At 60.3% G+C, this 14,684-nt stretch carries 13 protein-coding genes; 8 read left to right on the forward strand and 5 right to left on the reverse strand.

The window, feature by feature from the left end; genetic code table 11:
* The first annotated feature begins 36 nt into the window (after positions 1-36).
* Together ABF990_RS07370 and ABF990_RS07375 are read left to right on the forward strand one after the other, a co-directional pair.
* Positions 37-903 carry a 3-keto-5-aminohexanoate cleavage protein gene (locus tag ABF990_RS07370; protein WP_415490360.1) on the forward strand — a complete coding sequence of 289 codons (867 nt, stop codon included), beginning with the start codon at positions 37-39 and terminating at the stop codon, positions 901-903.
* A 178-nt stretch (positions 904-1,081) separates the two neighbouring features.
* Positions 1,082-2,461 carry a short-chain fatty acid transporter gene (locus ABF990_RS07375; protein ID WP_415490359.1) on the forward strand — a complete coding sequence of 460 codons (1,380 nt, stop codon included), beginning with the start codon at positions 1,082-1,084 and terminating at the stop codon, positions 2,459-2,461.
* 123 nt (positions 2,462-2,584) lie between these two features.
* Here the strand turns inward: ABF990_RS07375 and ABF990_RS07380 are convergent, their stop codons facing one another.
* On the reverse strand, positions 2,585-3,253 hold the full coding sequence (locus tag ABF990_RS07380; protein WP_415500264.1) for a GntR family transcriptional regulator: 669 nt from the start codon (positions 3,251-3,253) through the stop codon (positions 2,585-2,587).
* A 96-nt stretch (positions 3,254-3,349) separates the two neighbouring features.
* On the opposite strand from ABF990_RS07380, the gene ABF990_RS07385 reads away from it, so the two are divergent.
* A complete protein-coding gene (locus tag ABF990_RS07385) occupies positions 3,350-4,567 on the forward strand; it encodes an MFS transporter (protein WP_415490356.1) in 1,218 nt (405 codons plus the stop codon).
* 54 nt (positions 4,568-4,621) lie between these two features.
* Here ABF990_RS07385 and ABF990_RS07390 read toward each other — a convergent pair whose 3' ends face one another.
* The gene (locus ABF990_RS07390) at positions 4,622-5,512 is read right to left on the reverse strand and encodes a LysR family transcriptional regulator (protein WP_415490354.1); all 891 of its coding nucleotides are present in this window, start codon (positions 5,510-5,512) and stop codon (positions 4,622-4,624) included.
* Positions 5,513-5,631: 119 nt separating this feature from the next.
* On the opposite strand from ABF990_RS07390, the gene ABF990_RS07395 reads away from it, so the two are divergent.
* The 5 genes from ABF990_RS07395 to ABF990_RS07415 all read left to right on the forward strand — a co-directional run bounded on the left by ABF990_RS07395 (position 5,632) and on the right by ABF990_RS07415 (position 9,679).
* Entirely contained in the window at positions 5,632-5,793 is a 162-nt protein-coding gene (locus ABF990_RS07395) for a hypothetical protein (protein WP_415490352.1), read from the forward strand.
* Complete coding sequence (locus ABF990_RS07400) at positions 5,786-6,421, forward strand: glutathione S-transferase family protein (RefSeq protein ID WP_415490351.1); 636 nt, start codon at positions 5,786-5,788, stop codon at positions 6,419-6,421. Before ABF990_RS07395 ends, ABF990_RS07400 begins: the two co-directional genes overlap by 8 nt.
* Before the next feature lie 28 nt (positions 6,422-6,449).
* Complete coding sequence (locus ABF990_RS07405) at positions 6,450-7,541, forward strand: alkene reductase (protein ID WP_415500263.1); 1,092 nt, start codon at positions 6,450-6,452, stop codon at positions 7,539-7,541.
* 102 nt (positions 7,542-7,643) lie between these two features.
* The gene (locus tag ABF990_RS07410; RefSeq protein WP_415490349.1) at positions 7,644-8,321 is read left to right on the forward strand and encodes a peroxiredoxin-like family protein; all 678 of its coding nucleotides are present in this window, start codon (positions 7,644-7,646) and stop codon (positions 8,319-8,321) included.
* Between the two features lie 380 nt (positions 8,322-8,701).
* Positions 8,702-9,679, forward strand: coding sequence for a crotonase/enoyl-CoA hydratase family protein (locus ABF990_RS07415; protein ID WP_415490347.1), 978 nt, complete (start codon positions 8,702-8,704; stop codon positions 9,677-9,679).
* Between the two features lie 41 nt (positions 9,680-9,720).
* Here the strand turns inward: ABF990_RS07415 and ABF990_RS07420 are convergent, their stop codons facing one another.
* From ABF990_RS07420 to ABF990_RS07430, 3 genes are all read right to left on the reverse strand, one after another.
* A complete protein-coding gene (locus ABF990_RS07420; RefSeq protein ID WP_415506536.1) occupies positions 9,721-11,613 on the reverse strand; it encodes a response regulator in 1,893 nt (630 codons plus the stop codon).
* Between the two features lie 9 nt (positions 11,614-11,622).
* On the reverse strand, positions 11,623-12,117 hold the full coding sequence (locus ABF990_RS07425; protein ID WP_415500262.1) for a hypothetical protein: 495 nt from the start codon (positions 12,115-12,117) through the stop codon (positions 11,623-11,625).
* Between the two features lie 84 nt (positions 12,118-12,201).
* On the reverse strand, positions 12,202-14,325 hold the full coding sequence (locus ABF990_RS07430; RefSeq protein WP_415490344.1) for an EAL domain-containing protein: 2,124 nt from the start codon (positions 14,323-14,325) through the stop codon (positions 12,202-12,204).
* Positions 14,326-14,684 lie beyond the last annotated feature (359 nt).

Genomic DNA, 14,684 nt, shown 5'->3' on the forward strand with positions numbered 1-14,684 from the left:
GTTCCTCACCCATAACAAGAAAAAGGGAAAACCCCAATGCGCCCCTGTGTTGTTGCCGTAGCCATTACGGGCTCGGTCCCGCGCAAATCCGACAACCCCACCCTGCCCGTCACGCCGTCGGAACAGATTGAATCCACGCATGAGGCTTACGAGGCGGGCGCCACGCTCGTGCATATTCATGTGCGCAACGCGGACGAAACGCCCTCGTCCGACCCGGCGCGCTTCGCAGCCGTGCAGGACGGCGTGCAACGCTACTGTCCGGGCATGATCATCCAGTTTTCCACCGGCGGGCGGGGGCGTGATCCGTCACAACGGGGTAGTGCGCTCTCCCTGCGGCCCGACATGGCCTCCCTTTCCACCGGCTCCGTCAACTTCCCGAGCATCGTCTATGAGAACGGTGCCGCCCTGGTGACGACACTGGCGTCATCCATGCAGACTTACAATGTCGCACCCGAAATCGAGATTTTCGATCTGTCGCACATTCACGGCGCGAGACGCCTGATTGATGAAGGGCTGATGGGCCCGGCCCCCCACGTGCAGTTCGTTCTGGGCGTCAAGAACGCCATGCCCGCGGATGAACATGTGCTGGACATTCTGCTGGCGGAAAAACAACGGATCCTGCCCGAAGCAACCTGGACAGCAGCCGGGATCGGCCGGTTCCAGACAACCGTGATGGACTGGGCCCTTGCCCGGAACGCCGATGCCATCCGCACGGGACTTGAAGACAATATCCGTATCACGCGGGATCGGCTGGCCAGGGGCAACGCCGAACTGGTGCGGGTTGCCTGCGAACATCTTGCCGCTGCGGGCCGCAAACCGGCAACGCCGCTCCAGGCGCGACAGATGCTGGGGCTGAGACCTGAAAGCGCAAGCCAGCAAGCTGCACTGAAAGTCAGCGGATAAGAACCGACCAGCCCCATATCGCTCCCCTGCCCGGCAGGCAGACGAACGCCGGGGCGAACAGCCAACACATTCAACCCGTACGGACACGTCAGCCCCGATCGGGGCTGCATGCGGGTTTCAAAGGTATTTTACTTTCCTGGAGGTGCGGCTTGCCCCTCCGATAACGGGATATCGCACAATGTCCGACATAAAAAAAATCCCAGATGAACTGGCAGGACAGAACTCTTTCCAACGCGCGGTTGTCGAATTCTGCGTCGTTTTTTTCGATCGTTACATGCCGGATCCGTTTGCGATTGCGCTGCTGCTGACATTTGTCACGGCGGCCCTCGCAATGGGGTTTGCGCCACACGGAACCCCCGCGGATATTCTGGGCGCGTGGTATGGGGGCGCCTTCAAGATTGTCGCTTTCGCGTTCCAGATGATGCTGATCCTGGTGACAGGCCACGCGGTCGCGGGCGCTCCCCCCATGAAACGACTGCTCAGCCGCATGGTCGCATGGGTCAGGACGCCTGCACAGGCCGTTCTGATGATCTATGTGCTGGTGGGGTCTTCCACCTGGCTCAACTGGGGGCTGGGCCTGGTAGTGGGGGCGTTCGTCGCGCGTGAAATCGCACGCCATGTGCGGGTCGATTACGGCTGGCTGGTCGCATGTGGCTATTCCGCCTGGTGGATCTGTAACAGCGGGCTGTCCAGTTCCATTGCCCTGTCACAGGCGTCACACGGCAACCCCATGAACATTGTGGAGCAGATGACCGGGCAGATGGTCCCCCTGCGTGACACGCTGTTTTCGCCGTTCACGATAATACCCACCGCGATCACGGTCATTGTATCCGCCCTGGTTTTTCCACGTTTCTGCCCTGCCCCGGAACAGTCGATTTATCTGGACAGTCACGAAAGCGAGCAACCCGCACAGGTCGAACGCCCGACAAAATGGTCCCCCCGACTGGCGGCAGAGTATTCACCGACCCTTTCCATCCTGATTGCACTGTTCGCGCTGGCGGCTCTTGTGCTGCACTGGCACGACAAGGGTTTCGGCTTCGATATCGACAGCCTGATACTCACATTTCTGATCGCGGGACTGTTCCTGCAAAAACGCCCGATTGCGTACGTCAATGCCGTGCGTGAAGCCATTTCGCAAACCGGCCCCATTCTGCTGCAATTTCCATTTTACGGCGGCATTATGGGTATCATGACGGCCACTGGGCTTGCGGGGGTCATTTCCCTGTTTTTCGTGCATGTCGCATCCGCCCACACCCTGCCGTTCTGGAGCTTTGTCAGTTCGCTGCTCATCACCTTTCTTGTACCCAGCGCAGGTGGCCACTGGGCTGTGCAGGGGCCGTTCGTGGTGCCTGCGGCACTCAGCCTGCATGCATCCATCCCCCACGTGATCATGGCCGTCGCCATTGCCGAAAACGTGGCGAACATGCTTCAGCCGTTCTGGGCCGTGCCGATCGTTGCCATTGCGGGCATTGGCATCCAGCGTGTCATGGCCTTTACATCCGTTACTTTTGTCATCTCTCTGGTGGCCTGTTCGATCTGCGTGTTCCTGCTCGGATGAAAGGCAACGCTCCCGGTTCTTAATTTACAGCCAAAAACGTCACTGTCGCCCTCCCGCCTGCTCAGGCGCGAGGGCTGCACCGACCGGGGATATGAACGTGTCGAAACCCGCGATATCAGCCCGTCATGCGGGCAAAACCAGTGCCCCGCGCGCTCTGAGGCTGCGGCGGCTTCTCTGCAAGGCTGCCAGCAGATTGTGCCGTGTTTCAGTCAGGTGCGCTTTTGTCAGCGCCATTGCGTCATGTCTTTCCCCGTTTTTGAGCGCCGCGACAATCCTGCGATGTTCATCCCACCCATGATGCGATGGATTGTTGTCCAGCCAGCGTGCCCGTCGCAGGCGTGTCATGGCGTCCTCCACACCCTGACAGATGAAGCGGTTCCCCGATAATCCCGCGATCCAGAGGTGGAAGTCGCGACCGGCCTCATCCAGGTCTTCAGGGCTGGTAGTCGGCACGATCGACTGCAACAGATTTTCGGCTGTTGTTATATCGTCTGCCGCAATCACGGCGGGCGCCAGCCTGAGAGCTTCCAGCTCCAAGACCTCGCCATAGATACAGAGTTCGGCTATTTCCTCCAGATCTATCGGCGGCACCATCCAGCCGCGCCCTTCACGGCAGACAAGCCCTTCTGCCTCCAGGCGGAACAGGGCCGTTCGCACGGAAGTTCTGGAAACGCCGAGCAGCACCTCCACCCCACGTTCCGTCAGACGCTCTCCGGGCCCGAGTTCCATGTCCAGAACCAGTCGTCTCAACCGGTCTTGCGCATGCTGCATCTGCGTGACGATTTTCGCCATCGCATTCTCCCCTTGACCTGACGCCAATGCCTTCCTTAACGGCATTCCAATTTGGTATACCAAGAATCGAACGGCTTTTGAAGGATGACTGCCCCCATGTCTCCCCATTCCCAACCTGATGGGCATGAGCCTCATTGGCGGCGCAACCTGATCGTCTGCCTGTTCGGTTCCTTTACAACCCTGGTCGCCATGACGCTCATGCTGCCGTTCCTGCCTTTGTATGTTCAGCAACTGGGTGTCGAGGGGCAGGCCAGTATCGCCCGGTGGTCCGGGGTCGCTTATGGCGCGACCTTTCTGAGTGCCGGACTGGTCGCCCCGCTCTGGGGCCACATGGGAGATCGGTATGGGCGTAAACTCATGCTGGTGCGAGCCAGTCTGGGCATGGCGGTCACAATGGCGCTGATGGGGTGTGCCACCACAATCTGGCAACTGGTGGGATTGCGGCTTATCGCGGGTCTTGCCGGGGGATATTCGTCCGGAGCAACCATCATGGTGGCGGCTCAGGCACCCCGCAACCGCTCGGCATGGGCGCTCGGCCTGCTGGCCTCGGGCGTGATGGCTGGCAATCTGGCTGGCCCACTGATTGGCGGTATTCTGCCACCCCTGATCGGAATTCGCATGACGTTTCTGGGAGCGGGCTGCCTGATTTTTGTGGCGTTCCTTGCGACCGTTCTGCTGGTGCGCGAAACACCACGCCGATCAACCACAGGAGCCCGCAGCCGGGCCGGCTGGGCAGATATTCCCGACAAATCTCTTGTGCTCACCACGCTCGGCACCGGAGTACTGCTGATGGTCGCCACCATGTCGATCGAGCCGATCATCACCCTGTATATCCGCACCCTGATTACCGATCCCGCGCGTGTTACCTTTACCGCTGGTCTGGTCATGTCGGCGGCAGCACTCGGGAGCATCGTGTCTGCCTCCCCTCTGGGCCGGCTGGCGGACAGGGCCGGGCATGGGACTGTCATTACCGGTGCCCTTGCAGTGGCCGGCATACTGCTGGTTCCGCAGGCGTTTGTGACGGCAGGCTGGCAACTGATCGGCCTGCGTTTTCTGATGGGACTGTCCCTTGGTGGACTGTTGCCCTGTCTGTCCGCCTTGATCCGGCACAACGTCCCGGATCATTCGGTCGGGAGCGTCATGGGGTATGCTATTTCCGCACAATATGGCGGGCAGGTTGTGGGGCCGCTGATCTGTGGTTTTGTTGCCGGGCAGATGGGTATGCGCGCGGTTTTTCTGGGAACCAGCGTTCTGCTGCTTCTGGGGGCTGTCTGCAACTGGCGGGTTTTACGCCTGTCACCACCGCCCCCGTGACTTTCCATCATATTATGCACGGAAAACGCCTATGCAGGTTCGGGTATTTTCCTGTCAGGGATTTGGCTCTCCCTTCATGATGTTTTCCACAAAGTCCGCGAACTGACGTGCCTTGGCTGTTATCATCCGGCCTGCGGGAAAAACCGCCCACAGATCGATCGAGGACAGTGACCACGCATCGAGAACACGAACGACCGTGCCATTTTCCAGTTCGGGCGCGAACATCCAGTCGGACGCAATGGTCAGCCCCATGTCTGCCAGAACAGCGGCTCTTATTCCTTCCGCAGCACTGGTCCTGAGCCGCCCGCTGACAGAAACCGACACCGCCGCACCATCCCGCATAAACGACCATGCGCTTTGCAACTGGCTGTAAATGATCGCTTCATGGTTCGCCAGATCTGCCGGTGTGCGCGGGGTTCCCGCCCGTTCAAGGTAGGTGGGTGTTGCCAGAACCGAGCGTGCCCCCGTTGCAATCTTGCGCGCAACCGCCGTGGAATCGGCCAGTGCACCTATCCGCAGGGAAATATCGATACCTTCCGCCACAAGGTCGATCATGCGGTCATCGAGAATGATCTCAACGCCCAGGTGCGGGTGTTCAGCCAGAAACCGTGGCAGTCGCGGGATAATGTGCAGCCTGGCAAACGTTGTGGCAGCCGAAACCCGCAACCTGCCTGAAAGACCGGCCCCCGCCCCCTTGGCGGCAAGCTCTGCCTCATCCGCTTCCTGCACCGCATTGCGCGCCCGCTCGTAAAAACTCTGCCCAGCCTCGGTTGGTGTCAGACCATGCGTGGAACGGACCAGCAGGCTGACCTGCAAATGCGCCTCAAGTTGCGCAATGCTTTTGGACACGGCCGGTTGACCCACACCAAGCTGACGCGCCGCAGCAGAGAACGATCCCGTATCCACCACACGTATGAACGTGGCCATTGCCTGATAACGGTCCATGTCATTCCTCCAGGGAATAACCTTTATCGCCATAAGCTGCCTGCCCTGTCGAGCCCGGAAGAGGCATCTCTTATGCAGCAACCCGGACAGGCCGGGGTCAGACAGGGAAAAAGCCCCAGATGTTCCGTTCATTCATGCGCGTCACCTCCGCACCCGCCATCGCAGACGGTCTTCTGACCTTCCATCTGACAGGCAGCCTGGTGCATGCCGCGTCCGCCCTGCTGGGCCATGCGCTCACCCGCTTATCGTCCAGACAACAGGGAGAATTCTCCGATGTTTGATGTCTATGCATTCGCGACGCCTAACAGCGTCAAGGTAACAGTCGCCCTAGAAGAGCTTGGGCTAACCTACACCCTGCGCAGTGTGAACATACGCAGGGGGGCGCAGAAAGAGCCCGCATTCCTCGCCATAAACCCAAATGGCAAGGTGCCGGTTCTCGTAACAACGGATGAAACAGGGCGCACAGTCGCCCTTACGGAATCTGCTGCCATTCTTGTCTTCCTTGCGGAAAAAACAGGACAGCTTCTGCCATCTGCCACCATCGCCCGTGCCCGCGTTTTCGAGCAGCTTTTCTTTCATGCCTCCGGCCTGGGCCCCGCATTCGGGCAATCCGGCTTTTTCCAGCGATTTGCCGCAACGGCAGAACCGATCGCACTGGAGCGCTTCTCGACCGAGGCCAAACGGACGCTGCACGTGCTCGACACGACCCTGGCGAAAAGCCGCTTTGTAGCCGGAGATGAGTTCACCATCGCCGATATCGCCCATTTCGGCTGGATATGGCGGCGCAGCTTTCCCAACATCACGCTCGACAGCACACCACATGTCGCACGCTGGTATTCAGAAATCGAAGGTCGTCCTGCCGTGCAACGGGGCATCGCCCGTGTCGAAGCTCTTGTCCAGCCAGCCTGAAGCCACAGCTTTTTCAAAAGGAAAAAACATGTCCAGACTATTTACACCCTTCAAGGCAGGGGCGCTCCTGCTCGACCACAGGGTTGTCATGGCGCCGCTGACACGCATGCGATCAGAGCCCGGTGACAGAGCCGGCGCGTTGATCCGCGAATACTACACACAAAGAACATCCAGAGGTGGTCTTCTTATTTCCGAAGGTACGCCGGTCGCACGGGAAGGTTACGGTTACGCCGGAGCGCCCGGCATATACGATGATGCGCAGATCGAAGGCTGGCGAACGGTCACAGACGCGGTTCACGCAAAGGGTGGCAGAATTGTCATGCAGCTCTGGCATGTCGGACGGCAATCCCACCCAGACCTTCAGCCCGGTGGCCAGGCCCCCGTCGCACCCTCCGCCATCCAGGCGGAAGGATATGCTTATACACCGCGGGGGCTGGAACCGTTTTCAATGCCACGCGCCCTGGAACTCGACGAAATTGCGGGCATTATCGAACAGTTTCGCCAAGGTGCGGTACGGGCCAGGGCCGCAGGATTTGATGGTGTGGAAATTCATGGCGCCAATGGCTACCTGCCGGACCAGTTCCTTCAGGATGGCACCAATCAGCGGACAGACGGGTATGGCGGACCGATCGAACGCCGCGCCCGCTTCCTGCTCGACATTACACAGGCCGCAATCAGCGTGTGGGACGCGGATCGTGTGGGGGTCCGTATCAGTCCAAGCGGCACCTACGGCACCATGTCGGACAGCAATCCGCGAGAGACGTTCGGATATGTTGCCCGCACACTTGACGCTCTCGGCCTTGCCTATCTTCATGTTGTCGAGCCGCGTACGACAGACACAGCGTTCCTTCCGGAAGCGGCACCTGTAACGGCACAATACCTGCGCAACCACTTCCACGGTACCATCATTGCCGCTGGTGGCTTCAAGGGTGAAAGCGCTGAAATGCTTCTTCAGGCCGGATATGCCGACGCCGTGGCATTTGGCCGATATTTCATCAGCAACCCGGATCTGCCGGAAAGACTGCGCCGCAACCTCCCTCTCACGCCTTACGACCGCAGCACTTTCTATGGGGGTGACGCGCATGGCTACACCGATTATCCGCGCGCCACCCCGGACTGAGGCCCATTCCGCCGCAATCCGCTCGATAGCCCTGCCTCCTACCCTGCCCGAAAAATTCCCCCGCCCCTGACCACAGGCCCCATATCCATAAAGGAAATACCCATGTCTCTTCAGAACAAACTCGACGCTTTCAAGGCCGATTTCGAAGCCGGGAAACCGCCCTACAATGTTCCGGCTTCGGTAATCGAAGTCATGCACCGCGCAACTGCCGAACTGCTTGCCTCCGGCGCAGCGGAACACGCGCTCAAAGCGGGTGACAAGGCTCCATCGTTCCTGCTCAACGACGCGCAGGGCAACGCCGTATCCTCAGCCGATCTGCTGGCAAAAGGCCCGCTGGTCATCAGTTTCTATCGCGGTGTGTGGTGCCCTTACTGCAACATGGAGCTCCAGGCCCTTCAGGCGACGCTCCCCTCTTTTCGCGACCTTGGTGCGAGCCTGATCGCCATTTCACCACAGACATCGGTAAACAGTCGAAAATCCGTTCGGCAGAACCATCTCGACTTCCCGATCCTGTCAGACATGCATAACGACGTTGCAGCCCTGTTCGGCCTGCGCTTCGCCCTGCCGGATTACCTTGTGGCACTCTACACGAGCCTGAAAAACGATCTGCCGTCGTTCAATGGTGACCAAAGCTGGACCCTGCCCATGCCCGGCCGCTTCGTCATCGGTCAGGATGGTGTGATCGTATATGCCGAAGTCAATCCCGACTATACCCGTCGCCCGGAACCGGAGGACATGCTCCCCGCGCTGCGCAGAGCGGCGCAGGCAAAAGCCGGATAAACACCGGCGTTCTGGCGCCGCACGCCCTGTCCACAGGGATTGCGGCAGGCAAGCTCCTGTTTGGCGAAACCCTGCCATGTCGTTACCGCGCTGACATGGCAGGGCGCCCACAAGCGCGCCTCCACGCACACCCGGTTTTTATCGGGCTGGCGCCGTGCCGCGCCTGTCTGCTCAAGGTTCCCCCATAGCCAGCCCTGAAATCAGAGCCTCCAGTCGGTGCGTCAATCCGCCTGTGGAGCCTCCGTTATCTCACGCCATCACAAATCTCCATCATTTCGACGACAGACAGTTCACATAGTTCGGGTCTGGATGTGCAAGACTGCGAACCGGCCGGAACACTGCCGGCCGACCGTGGCTCAAACAATCGATCGGACTTTGATATGACCTACGCAAATTTGATCTCCTCCTCCATCAACAACGGCCAGCGGAATGGCCTGCCCGACGAAGATCATGCCACGCTGAGCTATGCTCCGCTGCCGCCCACGGGTACGGTGGTGGAAGAAAGCTACAAGGATCTCGACACCTTTATCACGGCGGAGGACCGTGCCTACTGGTGCTTCATGCGCCCGGCGGAACGCCCCAGCTTCACCCGGCAGTTGCTGGTCGATCTGGCGGCAATGCAAGCGAATATCAGCCGGATGTTCGCTACCGCGCAGCCTGGCGAACGGCCGTTCGACTATTTCGTGCTCGGCTCGCGCACGTCGGGCGTTTTCAACCTTGGCGGCGATCTGGTGCTGTTTCGCCAGAAAATTGAACAGCGCGACGCCGATACGCTGCGCCGCTATGCCTATAGCTGCGTTGAGTCGGGCTATGCCAACTACACCGGCTACGGCAATCGCGTCATCACCATCGCCCTGATCCAGGGCGACGCGCTGGGCGGCGGACTGGAATCGGCATTGTCATGCGACATGCTGGTCGCGGAACGGCAGGCAAAATTCGGCCTGCCGGAAATTCTGTTCAACCTGTTTCCGGGCATGGGGGCTTACAGCTTCCTTGCGCGCAAAATCGGCGCGGCCAAAGCGGAAGAGATGATCATGTCCGGGCGCATCTACACCGCCGAGGAAATGCATGCCCTGGGCGTGGTCGATATCCTGGTCGACGAAGGACAGGGGCAGACCGCGGTCAAGCAATATATTGCCGGCAACCGGACGCGTCACTCCGCGCATTCAGCCATCTATCAGGTGCGGCGGCGCGTCAACCCCGTGACGCTGGAGGAACTGCGCGACGTGACAGACACCTGGGTCGAGGCGGCTATGCGCCTGTCCGAGCAGGACCTGCGGAAGATGGCGCGTATTGCCGCCGCGCAGGATCGGTCCCGGCAACGCCGCATGGCATCAATGGCGGTTGCGGCGGCATGAACTTCTGAACAGGACCGGCCAGGCGGTGGGAGCGCACGCTTTCATTGTCTGGCCACTCCGTTTGCGTCCCAGTTGCGCAACGCAGTTTCAACCCGCGCAAGTTCCGCCGTCAGGCGCTTGACGTGGGATGCCCCCTTTGCCGCCAGGTCGGCAGCGGAAATGGTCTGCCATTCCGTGCAGAGTTCATACAGCGTCATCGCCCCGAGATTGGCCGCCCCGCTGCACATGGCATGTGCCTGACTGCGAAAGGTCGACACGTCAGATTCGAGCGCGGCCCTTTGTAGTCGCGCCAGAATAATTCTGGCGTCCGCCAGATACTCGTCCGTAACCTCCTGCAGAAAAGCCGGGCCCGCAAGGTCCAGCAGTCGTGCGATCGCCTGCGCGTTCACCGGCGGTGCGCCCGCGTCGCGGAACCGGGGGTGGGAACTGATCTCGGCTACCACGCCTGTGCTGGGGGCCGCATGCAGCCTGCCCGGGACCATCAGACCGTCGATGGCGGTCAGCAATGTGTCCGGCTCCACCGGCTTGGTGATGCATGCATCCATTCCCGCATCGAGGCAGCGCTGCCGGGTCTCTGGCGTCGCGTCCGCGGTCAGGGCCAGAATCGGCAGATGGGGATCACCGATAGCACCAACCCGATAAAGCTTGACCGCTTCGATCCCGCCCATGACAGGCATGTTCACGTCCATGATCGCGAGGTCGAAATCCTCTTCGCTCAGCACGTCCAGTGCCTCCTCGCCATGGTTGGCAAGTTGCACCGCGTGACCGGCCCGCTCCAGAATGCGCGAAAGGACAAGCTGATTGGCCCGGTTGTCGTCAACAACCAGAATACGCAGGTGACGCTGCGGCTGCGACCATGCCGCCGGCTTGAATGGGGCTGCAGTGTTCGCAAGCACGAGAGAAAGCACGGTCATCAGCACGTCATCTGTCAATGGCGGCGTCAGCACCGAGATCACGTGGCGCCGGGCCTGGGTCAGGAGCGGCCCTTCTGGCAGCGTTGCCGCCACTGCCACCAGCACGCCGTCGGATGCTTTTGTCGCATCCCCGTCCTGCGATTGAAAGAGGAGAATTCCCGTCTCATCATCAGGATCATCAAAAAATCCGGCCAGTCCGGCGTCATCCGGCGTGGCCGTGCGAACGGGAATGCCCCGCGCCGACAGCCATGCCACCACCGGAGCTGCCGTCTCGGGGGCGCGCGCCAACAGGGTTGCCTGTAGCTCGCAGAAGCGCTCCGTCTTCTTGACGGGCGTGCGGCTGCACGTGAAGTCGATCTCGATCCAGAACGTACTGCCAACACCGACCGCGCTGTCGACCCCGATCTCTCCACGCAGCATCTGAACCGATTTTCGGGTAATCGCAAGGCCAAGCCCGGTGCCCCCAAAGCGGTCCAGAATGGTAGGATTGGCCTGTTCGAAAACCTCGAAAATGCGTTGCCGTGCCTCGGGTTCGATGCCAATTCCGGTATCGATGATCTCGAATCGTAACCGGGCAGTGGACACCGTGCGCCGCACCATGTTCACGGCAAGCACGACGCCGCCCTGACTGGTAAATTTGATGGCGTTGCTGACGAGGTTCAGCAGGATTTCACGCAGGCGGCGGTTATCGCCGATCAGATGCAGCGGCGTGTGCGCGCTCACATAGACATTCAGGAACAGGTCCTTGGCCTTGGCCTGTCCCGCAGTCATGCGCCGCAACTGCCCCAGCAGATCGGCAAGATCAAACTCGCTGCGGATCTCCGGCATCTTGGCAGCCTCGATGCGCGAAAGATCGAGTATGTCGTCGATCAGCGACAGCAGGGTATCCGCGGCAGTCAGGACCGTGCGGCTCATCTCCCGCTGGTCGGCGTCGGTCGCACGGCTCTCCAGCAGCGCGCCGGTACCGACAATAGCGTTCAGAGGTGTACGAAGCTCGTGGCTGACACTGGCCAGGAACAGCGATTTTGCCTAGCTGGCTTCCTCCGCCTGGCGGCGCGCCTGCGACAGTTTGCGAATCAACGCCAGGGCATAAAGCGGCACAATGATCACGCCCGCCAGCATGCCCACGGCCAGCGGTGGCTGCAGGTGCCAAAAAGGCGTGCTCCAGAGCATGAGGCCAAAAGCAACGGTGCCGATCCCCATGGCCAGCAACAGGAAACCGGAGCCGAAGCGAAAGCCGTTGCCGAAGATGACCCACAGATAAGCGGGGCTCAGCCACGCCGTCGACCAGCCGCCGATATGCAGCTCATACGACACGGCGCCAAAATCCAGCAGCATGGCAACGACACGACGCAGGCGGATACTCCTGGGTGCAACGATGCAATAGCCCAGCAGCAGAAGCCCGAGCCCGAGATAGGCCAGCGCCCCGGCGCGCAGATGCGACGCGGCCGTCAGGTCGTTACCAAGCCCGTAAAGATTGAACAGGAAGACCAGCAGGCCTGCGATAAACCGGTTGATCGCCATTTCCCAGTCACCACTCGCCTGTTCCCGCGATCGGCGTAGCAGGGAGCCCAGGCCCCTAAGTACCTGCACAGGGCCCCCGGGTCATCATGACGCCTCGCCCTTCATCATCCGTGTGATATCTTTGGGATCGCGGGCACGGCTGTACAGGAAGCCCTGGACCAGTTGGCAGCCTTCTTCGCGCAGGGTACGAGCCTGCTCTTCCGTCTCGACCCCTTCGGCCACAACCTCGATATTCATCTCGCGCCCCAGATTGATAATGGCGCGGATAATGGGCAGGTCATTCGAGCCGGCCTTGTGCATATCCGCAATGAAACCCTGGTCGATCTTCACCCGGTCCACGCGAATACGTTTCAGATGCGTCAGCGACGAGTGGCCCATACCAAAATCGTCAATCGCGATATGAACGCCGCGGCGGCGCAGTTCCTGCAAATCCGGGGCAGCGGCTTCGGCCTGCTGTAACAGGATGCTTTCCGTCAGTTCCAGCTCCAGCAGATAGGGCGGCAGGCCGGTCTGCTCCAGCACATCCATAACCAGGTTGCAGAGGTTTTCGCGCTGGATCTGCAGCGGTGAGATGTTCACCGCCACGCGCAACGGCGGGGCCGTGCCGACCATCCACTCCACAGCCTGACGGCAGGCCTCGCGCAGAACCCATGCGTTGATCGGCAGGATCAGCCCGCTTTCCTCCGCCACTGACAGGAACGAGCCGGGAGTAACAAGCCCCACTCCCGGCCGGTTCCAGCGCAGCAGGGCCTCGACACCGATGATCTCGCCTGAAATAAGATCGAATTGCGGCTGGTAATGCACGACAAACTGCTGTTTTTGCAGCGCCTCGCGCAATTCGAGTTGCAGACTGATGGAGTCGCGGGCACGGCAGAGCATGTCCTCGGTAAAGAAGGCATAGCCATGCCCACTGGCGACCTTCACCCGGTACATCGCAATATCGGCGTTCTGCAGCAGTTCCTCGGTGGTCAGGCCATCGCGCGGGTAAAGGGCAATGCCGACACTGGCATTTACAGCCACCGCCTTGCCCTCCAACTGGAAAGGAGCGTCCAGCGCCCGGTTGATACGTTGCGCGACCTCGGCGGCCTCCTCTTCCGTGGAGGCACCGGTCTGCAACAGGGCGAATTCGTCGCCCCCGAGGCGGGCCAGCACGTCGCCAGGGCGCACGGAGGCACGCAGCCGATCAGCCACAGCCCTTAGAAGCTGGTCGCCGAAATAATGACCCAGCCCGTCATTGATGCCCTTGAACCGGTCCAGATCAATGAAATGCAGGGCAAAACCAACATCGCCCCCCTGCAGTTCATGCCGCAGCCTGTCATGCAGGAAGGAGCGATTGGGCAAGCCGGTCAGATGGTCGTGCCCCGCCAGAAACGCGAGCCGCTCCTCCGCCCGCTTGCGTTCGGTGATGTCAATGGAGGTTGTGAGCACGCCCACGATTTCCCCAGCGCCGTCACGCAGGGGGGACTTCGTGGTTGTAAAGACACGCTGTTCGCCGTGACGGTCGAGTATCTCCTCCTCCACCCCGCTGATCGGCCGGCCCGTGTCCAGAACCTGCTGATCAAGAATATTGTGCCGCAGGCGATGCGTCTCGCCAAACACGGCAGTGCGGTCACCGGGTAGCTGCGCAGGGTCGAGTCCGGTCAGGTCTGTCTGGTAAGCACCGACAAAGATACAGCGCCCTTCGCGATCACAGGCGCTGATCAATGCCGGAATGGTATCGATCACCTGGGCCAGTCGCTCGCGGCTGTCACGCAGCGCCCGATTATGCGATATTTCGCTTTCTCTCAGTTCCTGCGCCAGAGCCTCGACCCGGCCGCGCATGGCACGTTGATGCAGGCTGAGCTTCAACAGATTGTGGACACGAGTCTTGAATTCGGTGTGATCGATCGGCGTGTGCAGGAAGTCCGTGGCCCCGGCCTCCAGAGCCGTCAGGCGGAAAGCACGGTCGTCATGGGCCGTGATCACGACAATCGGAATGTCGGACCATTTGGGTATGGCGCGAACCCGGCGGGTAAATACTGCCCCATCCATTTGCGGCATCTTGTAATCGACGATGACCAGATCGGCGTCATGCCCGGCCATCCACTGCAGCGCGGAAAGCGGGTTTTCGAATGGAATGGCCACGACGTCCGGTGCGACTGAAGCTGCAATCTTGGCAAAAATAGTGCGATTGGTAATCCGGTCGTCGACGATCAGAATCGTGGCCATATAAAAAATTACCTTTCATCCAGCCTACAGCCCAGACCAGACATCAACTTTCGGTGGACGGCATGGGATCTCTGGAGAAGACAGCATGCCCCAAGTTCTGTGGAAACGTTTCTTATCTGAACTCAGCAGCTAGCGCATGCGATTTCTGCTCCGTACGAAAGAGAGCACGTGCTGCCGAGATCGAATGCCCCTTGAGTGAGAACATGGCCCGTTGGCTCCATCCTGTTATTTTGCGGATGACCGTTCGCTCGTCTGGACTGAACTGCCACGGTTTTACCGGAGAGTAAAACTCTCGGAGGATGAGCCCTATGGTAGAGAAGAAGAAAACATCCCGTTATTCGCCTGAGTTCCGTGAGCGC

Source organism: Acetobacter sp. (assembly GCF_047723915.1).
Taxonomy (GTDB): domain Bacteria; phylum Pseudomonadota; class Alphaproteobacteria; order Acetobacterales; family Acetobacteraceae; genus Acetobacter.